This is a genomic window from Dyella telluris, from assembly GCF_014297575.1.
Taxonomy (GTDB): Bacteria; Pseudomonadota; Gammaproteobacteria; order Xanthomonadales; family Rhodanobacteraceae; genus Dyella; species Dyella telluris.
In genome coordinates this window covers 2,123,349-2,147,227 of record NZ_CP060412.1, presented here as the reverse complement: position 1 = coordinate 2,147,227, position 23,879 = coordinate 2,123,349, and the positions used below count along the sequence as shown (strand labels likewise).

The 23,879-nt window shown below is 64.2% G+C and carries 18 protein-coding genes; 9 read left to right on the top strand and 9 right to left on the bottom strand.

Translation table 11 applies throughout. The annotated features are described in order from the left end of the window. Positions 1–369 precede the first annotated feature (369 nt). Both H8F01_RS09685 and H8F01_RS09680 read left to right on the top strand, forming a co-directional pair. Positions 370–2,391, top strand: coding sequence for an alkaline phosphatase family protein (locus tag H8F01_RS09685; RefSeq protein ID WP_238481209.1), 2,022 nt, complete (start codon positions 370–372; stop codon positions 2,389–2,391). A 74-nt stretch (positions 2,392–2,465) separates the two neighbouring features. Next, positions 2,466–2,936, top strand: a complete 471-nt coding sequence (locus H8F01_RS09680; RefSeq protein WP_187058817.1) for a DUF3617 domain-containing protein — start codon at positions 2,466–2,468, stop codon at positions 2,934–2,936. A 1,170-nt stretch (positions 2,937–4,106) separates the two neighbouring features. On the opposite strand, the gene H8F01_RS09675 is transcribed toward H8F01_RS09680, so the two are convergent. After that, positions 4,107–7,262, bottom strand: a complete 3,156-nt coding sequence (locus tag H8F01_RS09675) for an efflux RND transporter permease subunit (protein WP_187058816.1) — start codon at positions 7,260–7,262, stop codon at positions 4,107–4,109. Positions 7,263–7,626: 364 nt separating this feature from the next. After that, a complete protein-coding gene (locus H8F01_RS09670) occupies positions 7,627–8,379 on the bottom strand; it encodes a GntR family transcriptional regulator (protein WP_187058815.1) in 753 nt (250 codons plus the stop codon). 178 nt (positions 8,380–8,557) lie between these two features. Between H8F01_RS09670 and zwf the strand changes: the two genes are divergently transcribed. From zwf to H8F01_RS09645, 5 genes are all read left to right on the top strand, one after another. Then, entirely contained in the window at positions 8,558–10,063 is a 1,506-nt protein-coding gene (gene zwf / locus H8F01_RS09665) for a glucose-6-phosphate dehydrogenase (RefSeq protein WP_238481208.1), read from the top strand. Positions 10,064–10,217: 154 nt separating this feature from the next. Beyond that, positions 10,218–10,931 carry a 6-phosphogluconolactonase gene (gene pgl / locus H8F01_RS09660; protein ID WP_187058814.1) on the top strand — a complete coding sequence of 238 codons (714 nt, stop codon included), beginning with the start codon at positions 10,218–10,220 and terminating at the stop codon, positions 10,929–10,931. Between the two features lie 68 nt (positions 10,932–10,999). Further along, positions 11,000–12,817 (top strand): phosphogluconate dehydratase, encoded by a 1,818-nt coding sequence (gene edd, locus H8F01_RS09655; RefSeq protein ID WP_187058813.1) that lies wholly within the window; start codon positions 11,000–11,002, stop codon positions 12,815–12,817. Positions 12,818–12,869: 52 nt separating this feature from the next. Further along, positions 12,870–13,511 (top strand): bifunctional 4-hydroxy-2-oxoglutarate aldolase/2-dehydro-3-deoxy-phosphogluconate aldolase, encoded by a 642-nt coding sequence (eda, locus tag H8F01_RS09650; RefSeq protein WP_187058812.1) that lies wholly within the window; start codon positions 12,870–12,872, stop codon positions 13,509–13,511. 202 nt (positions 13,512–13,713) lie between these two features. Beyond that, positions 13,714–14,115: a hypothetical protein gene (locus H8F01_RS09645; protein WP_187058811.1), complete on the top strand. Its 402-nt coding sequence runs from the start codon at positions 13,714–13,716 to the stop codon at positions 14,113–14,115. 38 nt (positions 14,116–14,153) lie between these two features. On the opposite strand, the gene H8F01_RS09640 is transcribed toward H8F01_RS09645, so the two are convergent. Further along, the gene (locus H8F01_RS09640; protein WP_187058810.1) at positions 14,154–14,519 is read right to left on the bottom strand and encodes a lipoprotein; all 366 of its coding nucleotides are present in this window, start codon (positions 14,517–14,519) and stop codon (positions 14,154–14,156) included. Positions 14,520–14,719: 200 nt separating this feature from the next. Between H8F01_RS09640 and H8F01_RS09635 the strand changes: the two genes are divergently transcribed. Then, on the top strand, positions 14,720–15,259 hold the full coding sequence (locus tag H8F01_RS09635) for a DUF2501 domain-containing protein (protein WP_222615745.1): 540 nt from the start codon (positions 14,720–14,722) through the stop codon (positions 15,257–15,259). Between the two features lie 111 nt (positions 15,260–15,370). On the opposite strand, the gene H8F01_RS09630 is transcribed toward H8F01_RS09635, so the two are convergent. From H8F01_RS09630 to cyoA, 5 genes are read right to left on the bottom strand one after another with little or no spacing between them, the layout of a single operon-like run. Further along, positions 15,371–16,138 (bottom strand): SURF1 family protein, encoded by a 768-nt coding sequence (locus tag H8F01_RS09630; protein ID WP_187058808.1) that lies wholly within the window; start codon positions 16,136–16,138, stop codon positions 15,371–15,373. Between the two features lie 34 nt (positions 16,139–16,172). Beyond that, positions 16,173–16,562, bottom strand: coding sequence for a cytochrome o ubiquinol oxidase subunit IV (gene cyoD, locus H8F01_RS09625; protein ID WP_187058807.1), 390 nt, complete (start codon positions 16,560–16,562; stop codon positions 16,173–16,175). Continuing rightward, positions 16,559–17,194 (bottom strand): cytochrome o ubiquinol oxidase subunit III, encoded by a 636-nt coding sequence (gene cyoC, locus H8F01_RS09620; protein ID WP_187058806.1) that lies wholly within the window; start codon positions 17,192–17,194, stop codon positions 16,559–16,561. The genes cyoD and cyoC overlap by 4 nt, the downstream gene beginning before the upstream one ends. Beyond that, a complete protein-coding gene (gene cyoB, locus H8F01_RS09615; RefSeq protein WP_222615767.1) occupies positions 17,187–19,160 on the bottom strand; it encodes a cytochrome o ubiquinol oxidase subunit I in 1,974 nt (657 codons plus the stop codon). The genes cyoC and cyoB overlap by 8 nt, the downstream gene beginning before the upstream one ends. Before the next feature lie 53 nt (positions 19,161–19,213). After that, entirely contained in the window at positions 19,214–20,191 is a 978-nt protein-coding gene (gene cyoA / locus H8F01_RS09610; protein ID WP_187058804.1) for a ubiquinol oxidase subunit II, read from the bottom strand. 141 nt (positions 20,192–20,332) lie between these two features. Here cyoA and H8F01_RS09605 point away from each other — a divergent pair, with 141 nt between their 5' ends. Then, positions 20,333–21,658 carry an MFS transporter gene (locus H8F01_RS09605; protein WP_187058803.1) on the top strand — a complete coding sequence of 442 codons (1,326 nt, stop codon included), beginning with the start codon at positions 20,333–20,335 and terminating at the stop codon, positions 21,656–21,658. Positions 21,659–21,662: 4 nt separating this feature from the next. Here the strand turns inward: H8F01_RS09605 and H8F01_RS09600 are convergent, their stop codons facing one another. Continuing rightward, positions 21,663–23,840 carry a sensor domain-containing diguanylate cyclase gene (locus H8F01_RS09600; protein ID WP_187058802.1) on the bottom strand — a complete coding sequence of 726 codons (2,178 nt, stop codon included), beginning with the start codon at positions 23,838–23,840 and terminating at the stop codon, positions 21,663–21,665. Between the last annotated feature and the right edge of the window lie 39 nt (positions 23,841–23,879).

Sequence of the window (23,879 nt, the reverse complement as noted above, 5' to 3'; positions counted from 1 at the left end):
GCGCGCAAGCGCGCTCCTACAAAAAGTTGCCGTGGTGATGTGAGGATTGCGTCGTGCTGCACGTTTTCGCCATTCGCTTCGCATCATCTCGGGGTAAGTTCTTGCCGCCGTATTAAGGCAGCATTCGGACTCGAAAAACCTCATGCGCGCAACCGCAGGGCTTCGCGCCATGTCTTGCTGCGCAAGCATTTGCGACGTCTCCCCACTGTCATGTAACGCGCTTTTGCTGTCGCAAAAGCGCCAAGGGTCCGTCATCTGCGCGGACCAGACTCGCCGCCGATCGACGCCGCACCCCACTGCGAGCAGCGGCGATCAATCAGGGGGAACCACTCGAGCAGCCCTTGCAGGTGTCTGCAGGAGATCGAAGTCATGTCCATGACGAACGTCCGCAAGCGGCTCCTTCCGCTTGCCATCGGAATGCTTGCCGTCGGCCTGGCCGGCGTAGTGAGCGCGCAGAGCAACACCACCAACGCTTCCGTGGCTTCGACCACCCAGAGCCCCGCCAACGGCGTTGCCGTGCTGCACCGGCCTGGCGACGACGATGACCGGGGCGATCACAGCGATCACACGCGCACGCCCATCAAGCATGTGATCCTGCTGATCGGCGAAAACCGTACGTTCGACCACGTGTACGCCACCTACACGCCGCCGAAGGGCCAGAGCGTGTTCAATCTGCTGTCCGAAGGCATCGTCAATGCCGACGGCACGCCCGGCCCGAACGTGGCTGCGGCCAAACAGTGGCAGGCCAGCAACACCGGCAAGTACGCGCTGGCGCCAAAGCACACCACGGCTTACAGCACGTTGCCGCAGATGAACACCGGTGGCGCGCCGACGCAGGCGCCGTTCGCTTCCGCCGCGCAGGCGCAGGCGATCGAGCCGGGCCTGCCCACCGCCGACTACAGCAAGCTCGCTGCCGGCGGCACGGGCCTGCCTAACGACAGCCTCGACACGCGTTTCCCGTCGCAGCTGCCGAACGCGCCGGTCGACATGCATGCGTCGATCAGCTACGACGACTACGCCAACAGCCCGGTGCACCGCTTCTTCCAGATGTGGCAGCAGATGGACTGTGACGTGACGGCCGCCACCGCGAAGAACCCCAGCGGCTGTCGCATGGATCTGTTCCCGTGGGTGGAAACCAGCATCGGTGCCGGCACCAACGGCAAGGCGCAGGCCGCCGGTTTCGACGACGAGACCACGGGCGAAGGCTCCACCGCCATGCAGTTCCTCAACATGGCCAAGGGCGATGCACCCTACTTCGCCGAATTGGCCCGCACGTACACGCTGAGCGACAACTTCCACCAGTCGGTGATGGGCGGCACGGGCGCCAACCACATCATGCTGGGCTTCGGTGACCTGATCTATTACGCCGACGCCAACGGCGAGCCGGCCACGCCGCCGTCCAACCAGATCGAAAACCCGGATGCGCAGGCCGGTACCAACAACTGGTACGTGCAGGATGGCTACAGCGGCGGTTCCTACGTGAACTGCGCCGATGACGCGCAGCCGGGCGTGGCCGCGGTGAAGGACTACCTGAAGTCCCTGCCATACCACACGTTCCACGGCACCGACTGCAAGAAGAACGCCTACTACCTGGTGAACAACTACAACCCGGGCTACCTGGGTGACGGCACGCCGGCTCCGCTGGGTGCCACGCAGTTCACCATCCCGCCGTCGCGCCAGGACAACCTCGCGCTGCTGCTGAGCCGCCACCACGTGTCCTGGAAGTACTACGGCGAGGGCTACGCCAAGGGCAAGGAAAACGGTGAGGCCGGCACGTTCTGCAACATCTGCGATCCGTTCCTGTACTCCACGCAGGTCATGACCAATCCGAAGCTGCGTGCGAACAACCAGGATCTCTCCGACCTGTACAACGACATCCAGAACGACACGCTGCCGGCGGTATCCATCGCCAAGCCGGACGGCATCCTGGACGGCCACCCGGCCTCGTCCAAGCTGGACCTGTTCGAAGGCTACGTGAAGAAGATCGTGGACATGGCCAAGGCCAATCCGAAGGTGTGGAACGACACCGTGATCATGGTGACCTTCGACGAAGGCGGCGGTTACTACGATTCGGGCTACGTGCAGCCGGTGGACTTCTTCGGCGACGGCACGCGCATCCCGCTGCTGGTGATCTCGCGCTTCTCCGAAGGCGGCCGCGTGGTGCATACGTACTACGACCATGTGTCCTTCGACAAATTCGTCGAAGCCAACTGGGGCCTGCACGAGACCATTTCGGGCCGCAGCCGCGACAACCTGCCCAACCCGGTGGCGCTGCCGAACAACCCGTATGTCCCGCTCAATGCGCCGGCCATCGGCAACTTGATGAACATGTTCGAGTTCGACCGCGACGGTCACGGTCACAGCTACGCAGCAGCTGAAACACAAGACTGATCCAATAGCCGGAAACCGGACCCTGCCTGCGTGAGCGGGCAGGGTCTTTCCTGCGTATGGAGCCCTGCACCGCCATGGACCCTTTCAGCCAACCCGCCCCCGGCCATCGCGGCCATGCGGTAGCGCGCACCGTCGCGGTGCTGGTGCTGCTGATCGCCGCACTGGTCGGCGAGCCGGGCCACGCGGACCCCGGCGATTTCCAGGCCATGCCCGGCCTGTGGAAGATCGTCACGCGGGTGTTTGAGCACGGCAAGCAAGGACAGCCGCAGGTAACGTGGCATTGCGTGGACGAAAGCCCGGACCCGTGGGTGGAGTTCGCCAACCTCCCTGTGCCCGGCCATGCGCAATGCGAGCGTGTTGACCAGCATCGCAGTAGCACGGCGTTGAGCTGGACGGTGCAGTGCCAAGGGTTGATGGACGCGGCGCGTGGGCAGGTGAAGTTTGATTCGGCGGAGCATTACGTGGCGCGGATCAATATCAAGGGTGAGGATGTGGTGCAGGTGGAGGGGCGCCGTTATGCGGCGTGCACGAGTCCGAAGGACTGACGAGGCGTGGTTTATCCTTTGAGCAGAGGGTTGGGGTGAGGGGTGTTGCTCGCTTCGCAACATCATCCTTTAGCCGTCATCCCGGCGCAGGCGGAGATTTGGAGCGTTGGTGGTCGGTTATCGCCCGAGGGCTTCGTTCTTTTGATCGTCATTCCCGCGAAGGCGGGAATCCAGTGACTTTGCTCTGTGCCTTCGGTAGTCATGCCGGCGCCAGGTTGCCGCTTACGCCGCGGGGGCGTTTCGACCTCCTGCCGGAGGCCGAGTCACTTTTCTTTTGCTGGCCCAAAAGAAAAGTAACCCAAAGAAAATGGCCCTAAGAGCTGGCAGCATTCTGTTGGGATAAGCCCGGTGAGCTTGAGGAAGCCCGGTTGCGGGACAACCTCCGCCTCTACACAGCGGGTACTTCCAAGCGCTTCGCAACGCGCCGAAGCGAAGAGGACTTAACGCGGAGCGTCGTGCCGCTGCGCGGCACCGCCTTCCTTGCCCCTAGGGTGTTCACGTTGAACATCCCCTGTCGCTCGTCCTCTCCCGTTCGGGAGAGGACTGGGGTGAGCACTGAGGCGAGGGAAAAGCGGGCTTCACACGGTGCGAGACACCCCCTGTAGGAGCGCACTGGGGCGCGACCGCAGCGTCATGTCGATACCGCTCCGTCAGGTGGTCGCGAACAAGTGCGCTCCTACAGACAAGCTGAGCCTGCACGCCATGCGTCATCGCACCCTGCGACGCGATGTGCAGCGCAGCTGCACGAGCCTTCGGTTCTGGCTTTTGACCTACCCGACCCCTTGAGCGGCGGTGAGGGGCGGACGACAGGCCCGCAGGGGGATCGGCAAGGATGCCGATCCCTTTTCGACAGGGCAGGACGCCCTGTCGAAAAGCCCGGCCGACCCTCACGGACTGGCCGGCTTCACCGGCCAGCGCCGCGATGGGGGTGCCTTTTCTTTTGGTTACTTTTGACGCGAAGCTAATCCCCGTGGGACTTTGGGCAAGCAAAGAAAAGTGACCCGGCCTCCGGCAGGAGGTCGGAACGCCCGCTGCGTAAGCGGCCCGGTCGCGGAAGCGTCCGAGGCGAAGAGCCAAGGCAAGTCACTGGACCCCAGCGTCCGCTGGGGTGACGGCTAAAGAATGAAACGGAATGGCGAGATTTCCTTCTTCTTCACCACCACCAATCCCTCACCCCACTACCGTCTGCGCCTTCAACGCCCGCTTCGCCGCCCGCCGCGCCTGCCGCTCCTCCTTGCGCACCTTCCTGTCGTAATTCCACAGGTAAATCGCCGGCGTACTCAACAACGTCAGCAACTGCGACACCAGCAGGCCGCCGACGATGGCCACGCCCAGCGGCTGGCGCAGTTCGGAGCCGATGCCGAAACCCACGGCCAGCGGCAACGCGGCACCCATCGCCACCAGCGTGGTCATGGTGATCGGACGGAAGCGCACCAGTGCGGCCTCGCGGATGGCTTCCGGCGGTGAACGGCCGTGTTCGCGCTGGGCAACGAGGGCGAAATCCACCATCAGGATCGCGTTCTTCTTCACAATGCCGATCAGCATCAGGATTGCGATGATGGCCATCAGCGACATCGGTGTCCCCGTGACCAGCATGGCCAGGAACGCACCCGCGCCCGCCGCCGGCAGCGTGGAGAGAATGGTCAGCGGGTGGCCGAGGCTCTCGTAGAGAATGCCCAGCACGATGTACATGGCAAGGATGGAACCCAGCAGGAGCACGTTGGCGTTGGATCGAGTTTCCTCAAGGTTTTTCGCCTCGCCCGAGTAACCCAGCTGCACACCGGCCGGCAGGCGCGCGTCGTCCACGATCTGGTTGATCAGGTCGGTGGCCTTGTTCTGCGGAAAGCCCTGCTCGGTATTGTAGTAGATCTGCGTCGCTTCCAGCTGGTTGGTGTGGATCACGAACGATGGCGTGACATTCGGTGCGATATGCGCCACCGCGGACAGCGGCACCATGCTGCCGATATCGCTGCGCACATAGGTGTTGAGCAGCGTGTCCGGGCTGAGCGATCGCTCTGACGAGGACGTCAGCACCACCCAGTACTGGTTGATGTTCGAATAGATGATCGACACCTGCCGCTGGCCGAAGGCGTTGTACAGCGCCGAGTCGATGTTGCCCATGTTCAAGTGCAGGCGTCCGGCGGCAAGGCGATCGACGGTGAGCATCTGCTGTTTGTCGACGTTGTCGTAGTCGCTGCTGATGTCGCGGAATTCCTTGTGCTTGCGCATCAGCTCGGTGACCTTGTAAGCCCAGGGCTGCAGGTCGATGTTGTTGCTGCTGACCAGCTGGAAGCTCTGGCTGCCGCGGCTGCTGTCGTTGTTGTCGTTGAAGAAGCCGATGGAATTGAGTGAAACGTGCAGCTCGGGGATCTTCTCGTAGGCCTTGTTGAGGCGGGCGATGATGTCTTTCATCGAGTCCGCGCGCATGCCCGGGCCGTGGCCCTTCGGCTTCAGGTCGACGAACATGGTGGCCTGGTTGCCCACGGCGCCGCCGGCGTTGTCGCTGCCCAGGAAGGTCGTGACATCGCGTATGGCCGGGTCAGCCACCATGATGGCTGCAGCCTTTTTCGCGCGCTCGGCCATCAACGTGGGCGAGATGTTGGTATCGGCGCGCACGTCGCCCTGGATCATGCCGATGTCTTCCTTGGGCATGAAATCGAAGCCATAGAGCTTCACCACACTCATGGCCATGCCGATGGTGAGCAGCAGCAGGATCAGCGGCTGCCATCGCATCAGCCGGCGATGGTGCATGGCCCAGTCCAGCGCCCGCTCGTAGACGTCATGCAGGCCGCGGTCGAACCTCGCCAGCGCCTGCTCCATGCGGTTGGGCTGGCGATCGCCGGCGTTTTCCAACGTCAGGAAGCGGCCGCACAATGCGGGCGTCAGCGTGAGCGAGATCACCGCCGAAATCACCACCGCCGCGGTCAGTGTCACCGAGAATTCGCGCAGCAACATGGTGAACTGGTTGTTGCCGAACAGCAGCGGCGCGAACACCGCGATCAGCGACAGGGTGATCGACACCACGGTGAAGCCGATTTCCGTGACGCCATCCAGCGAGGCCTGCAGCGGCGGCGAGCCGTGCTCCATGTGGCGCACGATGTTCTCGATCACCACGATGGCGTCGTCCACCACGAAGCCGATGCACAACACCAGCGCCACCAGCGACAAGGTGTTGAGGGTGAAACCCAGCGTCCACATCACCGTGAATGCACCGGCCAGTGACAACGGTACGCTCAGCATGGCGATCAGGGTGGGACCGACGCGGCGCAGGAATACCAGCATCACCGCGGCCACCAGCAGCACGCTGAGCAGCAGTGCAATCTCCACTTCGTGCAGGGCCGACTTGGTGGTCTGGGTGAGGTCGAAGATCGGCGTGATCTGCAGGTCGGCCGGCAGCCACGCGCGCATCTGCGGGAGCTTGGCGCGCACGGCATCGGCCGTTGCCACGGCATTGGCTTCGGGTCGCTTGCTGATGCGTATGGCCACCGCGCGATGGTCGTTGAACCACGCTGCCTGGTACTCGTCCTGCTGGCCGGTGGTGACCTTGGCCACATCGGACAAACGCACCGGTGCGCCCTTCTGCACGGCGATCAGCAGGTTGCCGAACTGCTGCGGCGTGCTCAGCGCGTCGGTGGCCGACACCGTCATCTGGGTGCGCCCGTCGCTCAGTGCACCTTCGGGCGAGGTGACGTTGGCGGCGCGCAGCGTGTTCGCCACGTCGTTGGCGGTGAGGCCCTTGGCGGCCAGCGCCGCGGTATTGAGCTCCACACGCACGGCCTTGGGTCGCCCGCCGATCACGCGTACCTGCGCCACGCCGGGAATCTGCGAGATCGCAGGATTGATCAGCGTGTCGGCCAGGTCGTACAGCTTGTCCGGCGGCAGCGTGGTGGACGTCAGCGACAGCAGCAGCACCGGGATATTGGCGGTGTTGAACTTGTAGTAGCGCGGCGGTATCGGGATGCCTGCCGGCAGGTCGGCCATGCTGGCGTTGATCGCGGCTTCCACATCGCGCGCGACCTTGTCGGTGTTGTTGCCGAAGTTGAAGATGATGCGCACCGACGTCGAACCGTCGTTGCTCTCCGAGTGCATTTCCTTGATGCCGGGAATGCGCCCCAGGTGCCGCTCCAGCGGCGCGGCCACGGTGGCCGCCATAGTCTGCGCATTGGCGCCCGGCAGTTCGGTGTAGACCACCATGCCGGGAAATTCCAGCGACGGCAGCGCCGCCACGCCCAGCAGCAGGTAGGCCCAGAAGCCTGCCAGCGCGAGTCCGAATGCCAGCACGGACGTACCGATGGGTCGACGTATCAGTGGCGCGAAGAAATTCACGGCATGCAAACCGTCTGGCGGCGCGCTCTCGTCCGCGCCTGGGTGACACGAGATGCTACCGACCAGCCATCTCAGCCGCTTTTATGCACGCAAACCCATGACGGCGAATGTGCCGTAAGTGCGTATGTGCCAGGGGTCATGCCGGCGCCGGCTTCAGCGTCGCGCAAGCTGCGGGCCTTCCGCGTCTTGGTGATCCCGGCGCAGTCTCGCTACCCCTCACCGTGATCCCCGCGAAAGCAGGGATCCAGCGACTTTCCGGATTGCCGTGCGCCCTAAAGGCACGGGATCCCCGCTTTCGCGGGGATGACGGTGAGGCGACCACTCCCGTCTTTCACGACGCCAGACGAAGATCTGGCACCAACGCTCAGTCAGTCTGCAGTTCCGCCACGAAGTCGTAGATGTCGCCGCGATACCACGAGGTGGTGAACTCCACCACGCGGCCGTCATCGAGGAAGCTGCGGCGTTCGATGTTGAGGCCTGCACTGCCGGCCGGCACGTGCAGCAGGCGCGCCTGCTGTGCGCCCAGCGATACGGCGCGCAGGCGCTGCAGTGCGCGGCGCGGGCGGGCGCCCAGTGTTTCGAGGATCTGGTAGAGCGAGTCCTGCACGATGGTCGGGTCAGGCAGGATGCTCGCGGGCACCACGCTGCGCTCGATGGCCAAGGGTTCTTCCTTCGCGTAACGCACGCGGTGCAGGCGCGCCACCAGCACGCCGGGCGACAGGTTCAGCGCCATCGATTCCTCGGGCGTCACTTCGCCGATGATGCGTTCGGAGAATTCGGAGCGCGGGTTCAGGCCGCGGGCGCGAAGATCTTCCGTGAAGCTGGTCAGGCGCGACATCGGCTTGATGATGCGCTCGGCCACGAAGGTGCCTGCACCGTGGCGCTGGTTGAGCAGGCCTTCTTCCACGAGGCCGGAGATGGCCTTGCGCACCGTGACGCGCGAAAGCTGGAGCAGGCGGGAAAGATCGCGCTCGCTGGGCAGGGCCTGGCCCGGCTCGATATCGCGATGCTCCACCACGTTGCGGATGGCCCGGCGTAGGCGCAGATACGCCAGCGGCTGGCTGGTGGCGGGGTCGCGGCTGAGCCGGCGGTATTCGTTGACGAGAGCGGTTTCCATACCTAAACGATACCAATGACCATACCAATTTGGCAATCGTCTGTTCTGGCGGGGCTTTTCGGCGGTACCAATTTTGCTGCCGATTCCTTGCCCAGCGCAGGTTCGCGCGGTGTTGCCGCAGAACTGGTTTTGTCTGGTATGTCACTGGTACGATCAGCGGGCAACGCACGTGGTATGCATGCCACGTGCCCGCCCCACGCATCGCCCCGAGGTGACTGAAGTGACTGCTTCTCCCCAGCCGGTTGAAACCTTCGACCTGGTGATTTTCGGCGGTACCGGCGACCTTGCCCTGCGCAAGCTCCTGCCGGCGCTCTACCACCGCTACGCGGACGGCCAGATTCCGGATGACAGCCGCATCATCGGCATCGCCCGCGAAGGCCTGGACGACGAGGGCTACCGCGACAATCTGCGCAAGGTGCTGGTCAAGGACGGCAACGGCAGCAAGGTGGAGGCATTCCTCAAGCTGGTCGGCTACCGCCCGCTGGACGCCCGCAAGGACGATGGCTGGGACGACTTCGCCACGATGATGGACAAGGACGCGGACCGCATCCGCGTGTTCTACCTGTCCACCTCGCCGAACCTGTTCGTGGACATCTGCAACCGCCTGGGCAAGTACGACCTCAACAAGGGCAAGTCCCGCGTGGTGCTGGAAAAGCCCATCGGCCACGACCTGGCGAGCGCCAACCAGATCAACGACGACGTCGGCCGTTTCTTCGACGAGTCGCAGACCTTCCGCATCGATCACTACCTCGGCAAGGAAACGGTGCAGAACCTGCTGGCGTTGCGTTTCGGCAACGCGCTGTTCGAGCCGTTGTGGAACGCCGAGCACATCGACCACGTGCAGATCACCGTGGCTGAAACCCTGGGCGTGGGCCAGCGCGCGGGTTACTACGACCACGCCGGCGCGCTGCGCGACATGGTGCAGAACCACATCCTGCAGCTGCTGTGCATGCTGGCGATGGAGCCGCCCTCCTCGCTGGCGCCCGATGCGGTGCGCGACGAGAAGCTCAAGGTGCTGCGCTCGCTCAAGCCCATCAACGAGGCCAATGCCGCCCAGCTCACCGTGCGCGGCCAGTACCGCGCGGGTTCGGCCGAGGGCCAGGCAGTGCCGGGTTACCTCGACGAACTGCAGGACCACAAGTCCAACACCGAAACCTTCGTGGCCGTAAAAGCCGAGATCGCCAACTGGCGTTGGGCCGGCGTGCCGTTCTACCTGCGCACGGGCAAGCGCCTGCCGGAACGCGTCTCCGAAATCACGGTGGTGTTCAAGGCCGTGCCGCATTCCATCTTTGATGCCTCCGCCGGTCCGCTGGCGCAGAACCGCCTGGTGCTGCGCCTGCAGCCGGACGAAGACATCAAGCTGTGGCTCACCATCAAGCACCCGGGCCCGGGCGGCCTGCGCCTGCGCCACGTGCCGCTGGACATGAGCTTTGCCGAAGCCTTTGGCGCGGCGCAGCCCGATGCCTACGAACGCCTGCTGCTCGACGTGGTGCGTGGCAACCCCACGCTGTTCATGCGCCGCGACGAAGTCGAGGCGGCATGGCGCTGGGCCGACCCCATCCTGGCCGCGTGGGCGGACAGCGGCGAGGCGCCGCGTCCGTACACCTCCGGCACCTGGGGCCCCAGTGCGGCCGTGGCGCTGATCGAGCGCGACGGTCGTACCTGGAACGAGGACAGTGAGTAAGTCTTCGTTCGGATGGATTGAAAGTCATGCACGGGTACTTCACCCGTGCATGGCACCCGGGGACTTAGCCTTGTCCCTCGACGATATGCCTTCGCTTCGCACCATCCTCCTCCGCCACGCGTGTTCTCCCGCGCAGCCCTAGCCTTCTTCCGCCATGTCTGACTCTGCCAACGTCACCACTCACGACTTCCCCGATGGCCACGCGCTCGCCGCGGCACTGGCCGAACAGATTGCCGACCGCCTGCGCGCAGGCATCGCCGAGCGCGGCCATGCGCTGCTGGCGGTATCCGGTGGCAGCACGCCGAAACGCTTCTTCGAGCAGTTGTCACGCCAGTCGCTGGACTGGGCGAAGGTGCAGGTGACGCTGGTGGACGAGCGCTGGGTGCCGGAGAGCAACGAGCGCTCCAATGCCGCGATGGTGAAGGCAATGCTGCTGCAGCACGACGCCACCGCCGCGCAGTTCGTGCCGCTCTATTCCGACGCGCCGACACCCGAGGCTGGCCTGGTCACGGTGCGTGCGCGCCTGGCGTCGCTGGCGCTGCCGTTTGACGCGGTGATCCTGGGCATGGGCAATGACGGCCACACCGCCTCGTTCTTTCCCGGTGGCGATCGCCTGCCCGAAGCGCTGGACCTGAACAATGCAGCGCGCGTCCTGCCGATGCGTGCGCCTGGCGCCGGCGAACCGCGCATCACCTTTACCTTGTCCGCGCTGCTCGATACACGTGCGCTGTTCCTGCATATCGAAGGCGAGGCCAAGCGCCAGTTGCTGGCCGATGCGCAGCAGGGCGCGGGCGAGGCGGTGAATTTCCCCGTGCGCTCGGTGCTGACCCAGCCACGCGTGCCGGTGTCCGTCTACTGGTGCCCCTGAGCATCGACGGCACCGCCCCGATACACCGGCGCGCGTCGCGCGCCACCTGATGCTTCCGGAGTTCGAACATGAGTGTGCTGCACCCCGTCCTCGTCGAAGTCACCGAACGCCTGCGCGAGCGTAGCCAGCAGTCGCGCGCCGAGTACCTGCGCCGCATCGAGGCCGCACAGGGCAATGGGCCGCATCGCGAGCGCCTGTCGTGCGGCAACCTGGCCCATGGTTTCGCGGCCTGCGGCCCGACCGACAAGGAGCGTCTGCGCGAAGGCCACACGCCCAACCTCGCCATCATCAATTCGTACAACGACATGCTTTCGGCGCACCAGCCGTTCGAGCGCTACCCGGAGCTGATCCGCAACATTGCACGCGAAGCCGGCATCACTGCCCAGATGGCCGGCGGCGTGCCGGCGATGTGCGATGGCGTCACGCAGGGTCGTGCCGGCATGGAGATGTCGCTGTTCTCGCGCGACCTGATCGCCATGGCCACGGCGGTGTCGCTTTCGCACGACATGTTCGACGGCGCCATGTACCTGGGCATCTGCGACAAGATCGTGCCGGGCCTGCTGATCGGCGCGCTGAGCTTTGGCCATCTGCCGGGCATCTTCGTGCCGAGCGGCCCGATGCCCAGCGGCATCAGCAACGAACAGAAATCCAAGGTCCGCCAGGCGTACGCCGAAGGCAAGGCCACGAAGGCCGAGCTGCTGGAAGCAGAAGCCGCCTCGTATCACGCGGCGGGTACCTGCACATTCTATGGCACCGCCAACTCCAACCAGATGCTGATGGAGATCATGGGCCTGCACCTGCCGGGTTCCAGCTTCGTCGCGCCGGATACGCCGCTGCGCGACGCTCTGACGCGTGAAGCCGTGCTGCGCGTGGCCGAGCTGAGCGCGCCGGGTTCGTCGTACCTGCCGCTGGGCCAGATCATCGATGAGCGTGCCATCATCAACGGCGTCATCGGCCTGCACGCCACGGGTGGATCCACCAACCACCTGCTGCACCTGGTGGCCATTGCGCGCGCCGCGGGCATCGAGCTGCGCTGGGATGATTTCGACGCGCTGTCGTCGGTGATTCCGCTGCTGGCCCGCGTGTACCCGAACGGCTATGCGGACGTGAACCAGTTCCACGAAGCGGGCGGCATGGCCTTCCTGATCGACCAGCTGTTGAGCCATGGCCTGCTGCACGCGGACGTGCGCACGGTGTTCGGCACCGGCATGGACGGCTATACGCAGGTGCCGCAGCTGGACGCGCATGGCGCGCTCGCGTGGATGCCGGTGTCAAAGGAAAGCGGCAACCGCGGCGTACTGCGCGGTGCGGCCGAACCGTTCCGCGCCGACGGCGGCCTGCGCATGCTGTCGGGCAACCTCGGCCGCGCGGTAATCAAGGTCTCGTCGGTGCCGGATGATCGCCTGGTCATCGAAGCACCTGCCATCGTGTTCCATGACCAGGATGACGTGCGCAAGGCCTTCGAGCGCGGCGAACTCAATCGCGACTTCATCGCCGTGGTGCGCTTCCAGGGCCCGCAGGCCATCGGCATGCCGGAACTGCACAAGCTCACCCCGACGCTTTCGGTGCTGCAGGATCGTGGCCATCGCATCGCACTGCTTACCGATGGTCGCATGTCCGGCGCATCGGGCCGCGTGCCGGCGGCCATCCACGTGACGCCGGAGGCGCAGGACAACGGCCCCATCGCCAGCATCCGCGATGGCGACATCATCCGCCTGGACGCCGTCAACGGTCGCCTGGACGTGCTGGTGGAGTTGGCCGAGTTCGAGGCGCGCGTGCCGGCCACGGCGGATCTTTCCGCGCACCAGTTTGGCCTGGGCCGCGAACTGTTCGGCCTGTTCCGCCGCAACGCCACCACCGCCGACCTCGGCGCGGGCGTGTTTTGATCAGGCCTGACCTGATCAGCGGTCTTTCCATCATCGACATTCACGGAACGCCATGAGCATCGAAAACAAGCAGAAGCAGGTCGAGTCCACGCTGCGCCTCGCGCCGGTGGTACCCGTGGTGATCATCGAGGACGCGCGCCATGCGGTGCCGATGGCGCGCGCGCTGGTGGCCGGCGGCATTCCCGCCATTGAAGTCACCCTGCGCACGCCGGCCGCACTGGATGCCATCAAGGCCATCGCCGAAGAAGTGGAAGGTGCCGTGGTGGGCGTGGGCACCGTGCTGAGTGCCAAAGACCTGCGCGCGGCCCACAAGGCCGGCGCCAAGTTCGCGGTGTCGCCTGGCGTGTCGCCGGGCCTGCTCGATGCCGCCGACGACAGCGACCTGCCGCTCTTGCCGGGTGCGGCTACCGCCAGCGAAGTGATGACACTGCTGGAGCGCGGCTATCGTTTCCTGAAGTTCTTCCCCGCGGTTCCGGCCGGCGGCCACAAGCTGCTGGGCGCCTGGGCGAGCCCGCTGCCGCAGGTCACCTTCTGCCCCACCGGCGGCATCAGCCTGAGCAGCGCGCCGGAGTTCCTCTCGCTGCCCAACGTGGTGTGCGTCGGCGGCTCCTGGCTCACGCCAGCGGACAAGCTGCGCAACGGCGACTGGAGTGGCATCGAAGCGCTGGCGCGCGAGGCTGCCGCGCTGCGTTGATCCCCGCTGCGGAGGGGACCATGGCGGCCCTCTCCCGTTCATGTCAGAGTCGGCCGCATCGACCACCGGGGGAGTTTCGATGCGCGTCGGCGTTCTGGGATGTGTGTTGCTGTCGGGATGGGCATGGATGGCTGCCGCTGGCGTGCCGGCGCGAGCCGATGAGGCCTCCGCCGGTTGCCCGGTCCGCCCTCTCAGCATGGATATGACGCACCTGAAGGCCGAGCCTGGTGTGCAGACCGTGGTGCTGGATCCATCCGGTACACGGGCCACGTTGATGTATGCCAATGGCGACGTGTTGCGAGTGGCCACCACGGGCTGCGTGACGCCCGCGCTTTCGGCACGCCTGTGGATTGCCGGTGACGATGCCTCGAGCGATGCGCAGTGGCTGGAACGCGCCCGCGCCGTGGCCAGGCTTGTGCTGGCTCCCGCACCGTACGATGCAGTCAGCGCCTCGTTGCAGGGCAATGGCGCGGTAACGCACGTCGACGGGGGTCTGAAGGCCGATCGCGCCCTGCCGAACGGTGCGGGCTATTCGCTCAACGTGGTGCGCGTGCCGCGCGACGGGCTCGGCTCGTCGATGTCGATGGTGTTCCGCAACCTCTGAGCACAGGTGGCCCGCCGGCGCGGGCCACCTCGCGATGCTTACTGCGGCGGCGGTGGCGTCGTATCGACGCAATGGGCGACCTGTTCGAAGTACCAGGTGTCATCCTCGTCGAAGTTCGAGTAATACGTGGCCACGGTGCGGTCGCTCACCGGCTTGATGTCCACCAGCGCCACCGCAGGGCCGTCCGGCGTCTTGTGGATCTCGATGGTCGTACCGGTGTACAGCACATGCGACTCCAGATGCACGGGCTTGGTCCCCCATGCATTGGAAACACAGGACGCGATGTCGCCTGCGCTGCCGGCACCTGCATAGGACGCCGTGGGTTTGGAATTGCGTAGGCTGCCGGCACTGGAGCAGGCGGCAAGCAGCGTCATGGCCAAGGCGGGAACCACATATCGTTTCATCAAGAGTCTTCCATCGGTCGGGTGGAGGCTGCGACACATGCGGTCCGTTCACGGACTGAACGGAACCGGCCTGGCCGTATCATGCTACGCGCGTACCATCTACATGCGCATTCGTCTGAAAAACGTGCAGCCCCGGCCTACGCTGACGCCCCCGTAACGATGCGCGGTGTTCAATGCCCGCACCTGACGGAGGGACACACATGAACAAGCGCATCGGCAGCATCGGTACGGCCGGCATGGCCATCGCCCTCAGCCTGGCCTGCAGCACCAGCGGCGCGCAGGACCTGGGCAAGCTCGGCAGCATGATCCCCGGTGGCAGCAGCTCCATGACATCCGGAAGCATGGGCAATGTGGCGGGCCTGCTGGAGTACTGCGTGAAGAACAATTACCTCGGCGGCAACTCTGGCGCCTCAGGCATCCAGAACCAGTTGATGGGCAAGCTGGGCGGTGGTTCCAACTCGTCCAGCAGCAGTTCGGGCTCCGGTTCGAGCACGAGCGACATGCTCGGCCAGCTCACCGGCAGCAAGAAGAAATCTTCCGACAGCACGGCCTCGACCTCGGGCAGCGCCACCAACGATCCCGGTTACCTCAGCGGTGCCAAGGGCATCCTGCAGGGCCACGACGGGCAGAGCATGGATCTGAATAGTCTGGGTGGCGGCTCCAGCGACCTCAAGTCGCAGATGACCACCAAGGTGTGCGACACCGTGCTGAAGCAGGGCAAGTCGTTCCTGAAGATGTAAGGGCACCCATGCCTGGTGTAGGAGCGCACTCGTGCGCGACAGCGTCTTCCGGCGTTACCGAAAGGATTGACGCAACGGTCGCGCACGAGTGCGCTCATGCAAGGGACAGGGCTATCGCCCCCGGCGCAGCCGCTTCTCGTCCCGCGCCACGTAAATGCCAGCCCCCAGCACCATCAGCGCCAGCAGATACCAGGTAATCAGGTAGCTGAGGTGATTGTTGGGGAACGAGATCACCGTGAGCCCGCCCTGCGGCCATGCATGCTTGCCGACCTCCAGCGTGCCAGGCGCGGCCTCTTCATCGACGAAATAAGGTGCAACGTGGGTGAGCCCGCGCGCGGTGGCGATGGCGGCGACATCGCGCGTATACCAGCTGTTGCGCGCCGGGTCGTTGTGGCGGAGCGGTCGCGCGGTCTCGCTCACCCGCAGCAAACCCGTCACCGTGGTGTCGCCGGTGGGCGCGGCCGCGCAGCTGCCGTTGACGCCGCACCAGTCGGCCGGCACGAAGCCGCGATTGACCAGCACGATAGTGCCATCCGCCTGCTGCAACGGTGTCATCAGCCAATAGCCGCTGCCGAAATCCGTGGCGGCCCAGACCAGGGTCCGGCGGTCATACAGAAAGTGACCTTGCAACTGCACGTGGCGATACTCGGCGGACTCGGCGGTGATGCTGCTCCACTGGTCCGGCCCCGGTGCGGTCACGGCGGGTGCGTGCACGCGCGTTTCCACCCGCGCGATCAGGTCGCGCTTCCACCCCAGCCGGTAAACCTGCCAGGTGCCCAGGGCCACGAAGCCGGAAAACAGGATCACGCCAAGCAGGGCCAGCAGGGCCAGCGCCACGGGGCCGCGCGGCTGGCGGCCCGGTTCTTCAGCAACACTCATCGGAAAACCATGGTTCGGGACGGGGAATGGATCGTCAGGGCAGGTTCGACGGATCCATCATCGACGGCATCATGTTGCTGTTGAGGTGATACATGATCCAGATCGACCCGCTCAGCGTGATGACCACCAGTACGATGGTAAACACCAGCGCGAGCATGTTCCAGCCGCCTTCCGATTTCGCGTTCATATGCAGGAAGTAGATCATGTGCACCACGATCTGCACCGCGGCCAACGCCAGGATGATCACCGCCGCGGTACTGGACTTGGTGATCACATGGCCCATCACCAGCCAGAACGGGATGACGGTGAGCACCACCGACGCCACAAAGCCGGTCATGTAGCCACTGAAAGTGGCGTGGATGCCGAAATCCTCGTCGTGCCCGCGGTCGTCGCCGTGGGCGTGCAGCTCGTCGTGCGCACTCATGGCAGTACTCCCATCAGATAGACGAAGCTGAAGACACCCACCCAGACCACGTCGAGGAAGTGCCAGAACATCGACAGGCACAGCAGGCGACGCTTGTTGGCGCTGATCAGGCCCTTCTTCAGTACCTGGGTGATCAGCACCACCAGCCAGATCAGGCCGCAGGTCACATGCAGGCCGTGCGTGCCCACCAGGGTGAAAAACGAGGACAGGAACGCGCTGCGCTGCGGCCCCGCGCCAATGGATATGAGATGGGCGAACTCGCGCAGTTCCAGCGTGATGAACCCTGCGCCAAGCAGCCCGGTAATCACCAGCCACACCAGCATCGGGTTGCGCTGGTTGCGCTGCATGGCCAGCACGGCGAAACCGTAGGTGATCGAGGAGAGCAGCAGCAGCGAGGTATTCACCGCGACTGCCGGCAGCTCCAGCACCTCCTGCGCGGTGGGCCCGCCGGCGTATTCGCGCCCCAGTACGCCATAGGCGGCGAACAGGCAGGCGAAGATGAGGCAGTCGCTCATCAGGTAGACCCAGAACCCCAGCAGGGTGCCGTTCGCCGGGTGGCTCTCGTGGGTGTCGTGGAACACCAGCGGCTGATGGGGCCCACGACCGGGCAAGGTGTTGGATATCTCAGACATGGCTCGCCAGCAGCTCCGTGCGGGATGCTTCGATGCGGGTCACTTCATCCGCGCTCAGGTAGTAGTCGCGGTGATAGTTGAAGGTGTGGCCAATGCCTACCGCGAGCAGCGCGAAGAACGATACTGCTGCCAACGGCCACATGTACCAGATCATGGCAAAGCCGAACACGAAGCTCAGGCCACCCATGATGATGCCCGCACCGGTGTTGAGTGGCATGTGGATCGGGATGAAGCCGCTGAGGGGGCGCTGATAGTGATGCTTCTTCATCATCCACCACGCGTCGTGATCGTGCACCAGCGGCGTAAAGGCGAAGTTGTACTTCGGCGGCGGCGACGAGGTGGACCACTCCAGCGTACGACCACCCCATGGATCACCGGTGAAGTCGCGCAGCTTCTCGCGGTTACGGAAGCTGACGATGAACTGGATGATGTTGCACGCGATGCCAAGCGCGATGAGGAACGCCCCGAACGCAGCGATCACAAACCAGATCTGCAGCGACGGATCGTCGAAGTGGCTGAGGCGGCGCGTGATGCCCATCAGGCCGAGCACGTACAGCGGCATGAAGGCGAAATAGAAGCCCGTAACCCATAGCCAGAACGAACATTTGCCCCAGAACGGATCGAGCCGGAAGCCGAAGGCCTTGGGGAACCAGTAGGTAATGCCGGCAAACAGCCCGAACAGCACGCCGCCGATGATCACGTTGTGGAAGTGAGCGATCAGGAACAGGCTGTTGTGCAGCGAGAAATCCGCCGGCGGCACAGCCAGCAACACGCCGGTCATGCCACCGATGACGAAGGTGACCATGAAGGCCACGGTCCACATCATCGGCAGCTGGAAATCCACGCGGCCGCGATACATGGTGAACAGCCAGTTGAAAATCTTCGCCCCGGTAGGGATGGAGATGATCATCGTGGTGATGCCGAAGAACGAGTTGACGCTCGCACCCGACCCCATGGTGAAGAAGTGGTGCAGCCACACCAGGTAGGACAGTACCGTGATCACCACCGTGGCGTACACCATCGACGCGTAGCCAAACAATGGCTTGCGACTGAAGGTGGCGGTGACCTCGGAGAAGATGCCGAACGCCGGCAACACCAGGATGTAAACCTCCGGATGACCCCAGATCCAGATCAGGTTCACGTACATCATGGCGTTGCCGCCAAGCTCGGTCGTGAAGAAGTTGGTGCCGACGTAGCGATCCAGCGCCAGCAGCGCAAGGCAGACTGTGAGCACCGGGAAGGCGGCGACGATCAACACGTTGGTGCACAGCGACGTCCAGGTGAACACCGGCATCTTCATCAGCGCCATGCCGGGAGCGCGCATCTTGACGATGGTCACCAGCAGGTTGATGCCTGATAACGTTGTTCCTACGCCTGCTATCTGTAGTGCCCAGATGTAGTAGTCCACGCCGGCATCCGGGCTGGACACGATGTCCGACAAGGGCGGGTAGGCAAGCCAGCCGGTGCGCGCAAACTCGCCGACAAAGAGGGATGTCATCACCAGCAGGGCACCGGCAACCGTCATCCAGAAGCTGAAGTTGTTGAGGAAGGGAAACGCGACGTCGCGAGCGCCAATCTGCAGCGGCATGACGAAGTTCATCAAGCCCGTCACCATCGGCATGGCGACGAAGAAGATCATGATCACGCCGTGGGCAGTGAAGATCTGGTCGTAATGCTCAGGTGGAAGGTAGCCCTGCGAGTCACCGAAGGCTATGGCCTGCTGGGCGCGCATCATGATGGCGTCCGAGAAGCCGCGCAGCAGCATCACGAAGCCCAGGATCATGTACATGATGCCGATCTTCTTGTGGTCGATGCTGGTGAACCACTCGTGCCACAGATATCCCCACAGCTTGTAGTAGGTGATGGCGCCCAACAGCGCGATCCCCAGGATGGCCACGACGACAAACGTCCCCAACACGATGGGTACGTGCAGCGGCAACGAATCCAGTGTGAGTCGACCGAAGATCAGCTTGGCTAGGTCGGGATGGGCAAGCATCGTGGACACCACCGGGAATGGAATCAGTCGGAATGGGAGTGGTCGGCCATCGCGGCCATGCCGTTGGTCTGGCCTGCGCCCGTCATCGTGCCCGAGTCGCCGGATTCATGCGGGCTCAAGTCCATGCGGGTCATGCAAGAGGGATTTTCCGGGTCCACGCAGTGGGTGAGGATGGCGCGATACAGGCCCGGCTCCACCGTCGCGTAGTACTTCACCGCATCGTTTTCGCTCGGCTGCGCCAGCTTCACATAGGCGTCACGGCTGAGGTCGCTGCCACCGGACTTGGTCTTTTGCACCCACTGCGCAAAGTCTTCCTCGGACAAGCCGTGGAAGAGGAAGTGCATGCCGGAGAAACCCTGGCCGCTGTAATTGGCGGAGAAGCCCTGGAATTCACCGGGCTTGTTGATCACTGCCTGCAGCTGGGTCTCCATGCCGGGCATGGCATAGATCTGGCCTGCCAGCGCGGGAATGAAGAACGAGTTCATCACGGTGGAGGAAGTGATCTTGAACTGGATCGGGCGATCTACCGGCGCCGCCAGTTCGTTCACGGTGGCAATGCCTTGCTCGGGGTATATGAACAGCCATTTCCAGTCGAGCGCGACCACGTTGACCTGGAGCGGCCGCACGTCGGATGGCATGGGGCGGTTCGCGGCGACACGATCAAGGGGGCGATAGGGATCGAGCTTGTGCGTGCTGACCCAGGTGATCGCGCCCAGCGCGATGATGATCAGCAGCGGTGCCGACCAGATCAGCAATTCCAGGATGGTGGAGTGATCCCAGTCAGGATCGTAGGTGGCCTTCTTGTTGGACGCGCGGAAATGCCAGGCGAAGATCAACGTCAGCGCAATCACCGGCACGATGATCAGCAGCATCAGGACCGTCGACGTGATGATCAGGTTGCGCTGTTGTATCGCGAGGTCACCGGACGGTGACATCAAAACAGTCTGGCATCCCGCAAGCAGGAAGACGGCGAAAACGAGAAGTCCACGGAAAGCCTTCATAGACATACCGACGACGCGACCAGTGTGATTAACGGTACGCCGTTCGGAGCGAAACGGGAACAGGAACATTCCCAGTGACGCGAGAGGCGCGGTGGTGCCATAGTGTGGCGGCGACATACTCCTTCTTCCCGGGTAATGACTATGTCAAGCACGTTTCCTGAGCACGGCACGGGCCACACGGTAGAGGACATCCAACGCATCCAGGCCCATGCGAAGGTGGCGCCGGGCGAGATCGCCATCGGCGTGATCATCGGGCGGACGTCCGAACACTTCGACTTCTTCGTGTTCGGCATTTCCTGCGTGCTGGTGTTTCCTTCCCTGCTTTTTCCCTTCGCCAGTCCGTTGAACGGCATGCTTTACGCCTTCACGATCTTTTCACTGGCGTTTGTAGCGCGTCCCCTCGGCACTGCGTTGTTCATGAGCTTCCAGCGGCGATGGAGTCGCGGCATCAAGCTGACCATTGCGCTGTTCCTGCTCGGCAGTGCTACAGCGGGCATGGCGTTCCTGCCGGGTTACGCGGTGATCGGCAATTGGGCGATCGGCCTGCTCGTGCTGTTCCGCATCCTGCAAGGCATTGCGCTGGGTGGATCGTGGGATGGCCTGCCGTCGTTGCTGGCGCTCAATGCGCCGCCGGGAAAGCGCGGCTGGTACGCCATGCTCGGGCAACTGAGTGCGCCGATCGGCTTCATGGTGGCTGGTGCGCTATTCCTGTTCCTGCACAGCAGCCTGAGCCCGGAAGACTTCATCGACTGGGGCTGGCGCTATCCGTTCTTCGTCGCGTTTGCCATCAACGTGGTGGCATTGTTCGCACGCCTTCGCCTGGTGGTCACAGAGGAATACACCGTCGCGATGGAAGAACGCGAACTCGAGCCGATCGGCATCATCGAGTTGTTGCGCACCCAGGGCGGCAACATCTTCATCGGTGCGTTCGCCGCGCTGGCGAGCTACGCACTGTTTCATCTGGTCACCATCTTCCCGCTGTCGTGGATCGTGCTGGGTTCCACCCAGTCGGTGAACGCGGTGCTGGTGGCGGAGATCATCGGCGCGGTGGCCTGCATCCTGGGCATGATCGTGTCAGGCCTGCTGGCCGACCGTATCGGCCGACGCACTACGCTTGGCCTGATGGCAGCGTTGATCGCGATCTTCGCGCTGATGGCTCCGTGGCTGCTCGGTGGCGGCAAACTGGGACAGGACGCCTTCATCATCCTTGGCTTCGGTGGCCTGGGTTTGTCGTACGGACAGTCAGCCGGCAGCGTTACGTCCAATTTCGAGATGCGCTTGCGTTATGCCGGCGCTGCGCTCACCACCGACTTCGCGTGGCTGATCGGTGCGGCCTTTGCGCCGCTGGTGGCGCTGGGCCTGTCGACGCGCTTCGGACTGGTGGCGGTGAGTGTCTATCTGCTCTCGGGCGTGGCGTGCACCTTGCTGGCTCTGCGTCTGAACCGCGCACTGGCCGACCGCGAATGAATCGTCACATGCCGTGGGTGGTCATGCGGTAGCGGGCGCGGCCCGCCTCCTTGGCCTGGTAGAGCGCTTCGTCCGCCTGCTGTGCCAGTTCGTCGCCGGAGGAGACATCGCGGGACAGCGCCAGGCCGATGCTGAGCGTGACGCCCAGATCCGCCGGGCCCACGTGTACCGGTGCGCGCATCGCATCGATGATCTTCTCCGCCAGTTGGCGCCCCGTTTCAGCATCCTCGATGTCGTGGCAAAGGATCACGAACTCATCGCCGCCCAGGCGGGCGAGCAGGTCGGTTTTGCGGATGCTGGCCTTTAGCCGGTTCGCCACCTCGCTGAGCGCCATGTCGCCGGCGGCATGGCCCCAGGTGTCGTTGATCTGCTTGAAGTGGTCCACGTCGATCATCATCAGTAGCAGTGGCTGATGCGTGATCCCGGCGCGGTCGACCGCCCGCGTGACGTTCTCGCGGAACGACAGCCGATTGGCGATGCCGGTGAGCGCGTCATGATGAGCTAGGAAATCCAGTTGTTGCTCGGCCTGCTTGATGCGGGTGATTTCCGTGGTCAGGGAGTAAAAGCCGCTGCGCTGGCCATCGGCCGTGATGGCCGGCAGGTAGGTCGCCTGGAAGGTGCGGGCTTCGCCGCCCACCGGTACCTGGTACTCGAAGGTGGCGGGCTTGCCCTGCAGCACCTTCTCGATGTGTGGCTTGAGCAAGGCATACACCGTGGGACCGCGCATCTCCGCCACGGTACGGCCGATGTTGGATGAGGCAATGCCACCGATCACCTCGGCCGCATACGCGTTGATGAAGGTGTAGCGCTGCTCGGCGTCGATCTGCGCGATCACGGCAGGCACGTTGTCGGTGATCGTGCGCAGGCGCTTCTCGCTGTCAGCCAGTGCTTCTTCCGCCAGCACCCGTTGGGTGATGTCACGGGCGCTGTAGACGGTTTCCTGGTGTCCGGGATGATCAGGGCTGGGCGCGAGTCGGCCGATGGCCTCCAGCCATTGGTATTCGCCAGCGCGGTTGCGGACCCGGTAACGCACGATTTCCGGTTTGCCGCTCTGCTGCAGTCGGGCGAGCAGGACCGCCACGAGGTGGCGGTCGTCCGGATGAATCAGCTCCACCCGTTGCGCGGCGAACTCCTCCGGTGTCCAGCCCAGCATCTCCTTCACCGACGGGGAGACATAGCGGCGCGTGCCATCCTGGGAGACGCGCACGATCAGGTCGCTCGCGTAATCGGCCAGCAGTCGATAAAGACCTTCGCTTTCGGCGACCTTCTCCGACAGACGTTGCCGGTCGGCCAGCGCCAGCGCCACCGGCACTGCCACCAGGCAAACCACGCCCAGGTAGATCTGGGCGACCAGGGTGCGCTCGTCGGCGTCGACCCCGGCGATGAGCGCGAAGGAGCCCAGCCCGACGGAGGTGGCGACATTGGTGATCAGGGACACCACGGCCATGCCCAGCACCAGTCCGGTGAAGCGGTAGCGAAACACCAGGTAGAGCAACGGTGCGAACACCACGAACAGCAGCGGGTAGCGCGTCTGCGCAAATACGCCGATGGTGACGGCGACCAGTACCAGCACGTCGCACAGCATGCGGAAGCGTGTTCCCTCCGCGCCAAGCATGCGGCCCCGCTCGCGAAACGCCACCAGGGTGAGCATGCCCACGATCACCATGCCGAGCAGGTCCGCGCGAAACCATTCTTCCGGACGGCCGAACACGGCAGGGTCCTTGGACAGCTTCCCGGCCAGGCTGGCCACCAGCGTGGACACGACACAGGCCGCCAGCGCAGCGCCTATGGCCACGCGACCGAGGCGGAGATAGCCGCCTTCCCTGCCGGTGATCGTCGGAAAGTAGTGATGGATGATCACAATGACGATGAGGATTTCCACCAGGTTCGCCAGCACCAGCAGCCCATGGCTGAGCTGGAGTTCACCAAACGCGGCATACGTGCCAAGCAGCAACGCGAGCCCGGTCACCACGAACAGGAGGCCCCAGTAGCGTCGCTGCACCGACAGCAACACGCCGGCGGCGATGCCGTTGGCGGTCCAGAGCGAAGGCATGGCGCCGGCATGGCGGGCCAGCAGCAGGGAGATCGCATCGGACGCGAAGACGACCAGAAACAGTACCGTTGCGCCGATCAGCAGCAGCCGTCGTTCGCCATCCGGCGCGGTGGGTTCATGCCTGCGCATGCTGCGGAACGCCCCGTGGGCCCGTGATCAGGGGCCCAT

Bases quoted from the DNA above. Each gene is read 5' to 3' on its own strand.
- H8F01_RS09670 (WP_187058815.1), bottom strand. From the start codon at position 8,379: ATGGAAACCGCTCTCGTCAACGAATACCGCCGGCTCAGCCGCGACCCC.
- H8F01_RS09640 (WP_187058810.1), bottom strand. From the start codon at position 14,519: ATGAAACGATATGTGGTTCCCGCCTTGGCCATGACGCTGCTTGCCGCC.
- edd (WP_187058813.1), top strand. From the start codon at position 11,000: ATGAGTGTGCTGCACCCCGTCCTCGTCGAAGTCACCGAACGCCTGCGC.
- H8F01_RS09685 (WP_238481209.1), top strand. From the start codon at position 370: ATGTCCATGACGAACGTCCGCAAGCGGCTCCTTCCGCTTGCCATCGGA.
- eda (WP_187058812.1), top strand. From the start codon at position 12,870: ATGAGCATCGAAAACAAGCAGAAGCAGGTCGAGTCCACGCTGCGCCTC.
- H8F01_RS09645 (WP_187058811.1), top strand. From the start codon at position 13,714: ATGACGCACCTGAAGGCCGAGCCTGGTGTGCAGACCGTGGTGCTGGAT.
- H8F01_RS09600 (WP_187058802.1), bottom strand. From the start codon at position 23,840: ATGCGCAGGCATGAACCCACCGCGCCGGATGGCGAACGACGGCTGCTG.
- zwf (WP_238481208.1), top strand. From the start codon at position 8,558: ATGCCACGTGCCCGCCCCACGCATCGCCCCGAGGTGACTGAAGTGACT.
- H8F01_RS09605 (WP_187058803.1), top strand. From the start codon at position 20,333: ATGTCAAGCACGTTTCCTGAGCACGGCACGGGCCACACGGTAGAGGAC.
- H8F01_RS09680 (WP_187058817.1), top strand. From the start codon at position 2,466: ATGGACCCTTTCAGCCAACCCGCCCCCGGCCATCGCGGCCATGCGGTA.
- cyoC (WP_187058806.1), bottom strand. From the start codon at position 17,194: ATGTCTGAGATATCCAACACCTTGCCCGGTCGTGGGCCCCATCAGCCG.
- pgl (WP_187058814.1), top strand. From the start codon at position 10,218: ATGTCTGACTCTGCCAACGTCACCACTCACGACTTCCCCGATGGCCAC.
- cyoD (WP_187058807.1), bottom strand. From the start codon at position 16,562: ATGAGTGCGCACGACGAGCTGCACGCCCACGGCGACGACCGCGGGCAC.
- cyoA (WP_187058804.1), bottom strand. From the start codon at position 20,191: ATGAAGGCTTTCCGTGGACTTCTCGTTTTCGCCGTCTTCCTGCTTGCG.
- H8F01_RS09635 (WP_222615745.1), top strand. From the start codon at position 14,720: ATGAACAAGCGCATCGGCAGCATCGGTACGGCCGGCATGGCCATCGCC.
- H8F01_RS09630 (WP_187058808.1), bottom strand. From the start codon at position 16,138: ATGAGTGTTGCTGAAGAACCGGGCCGCCAGCCGCGCGGCCCCGTGGCG.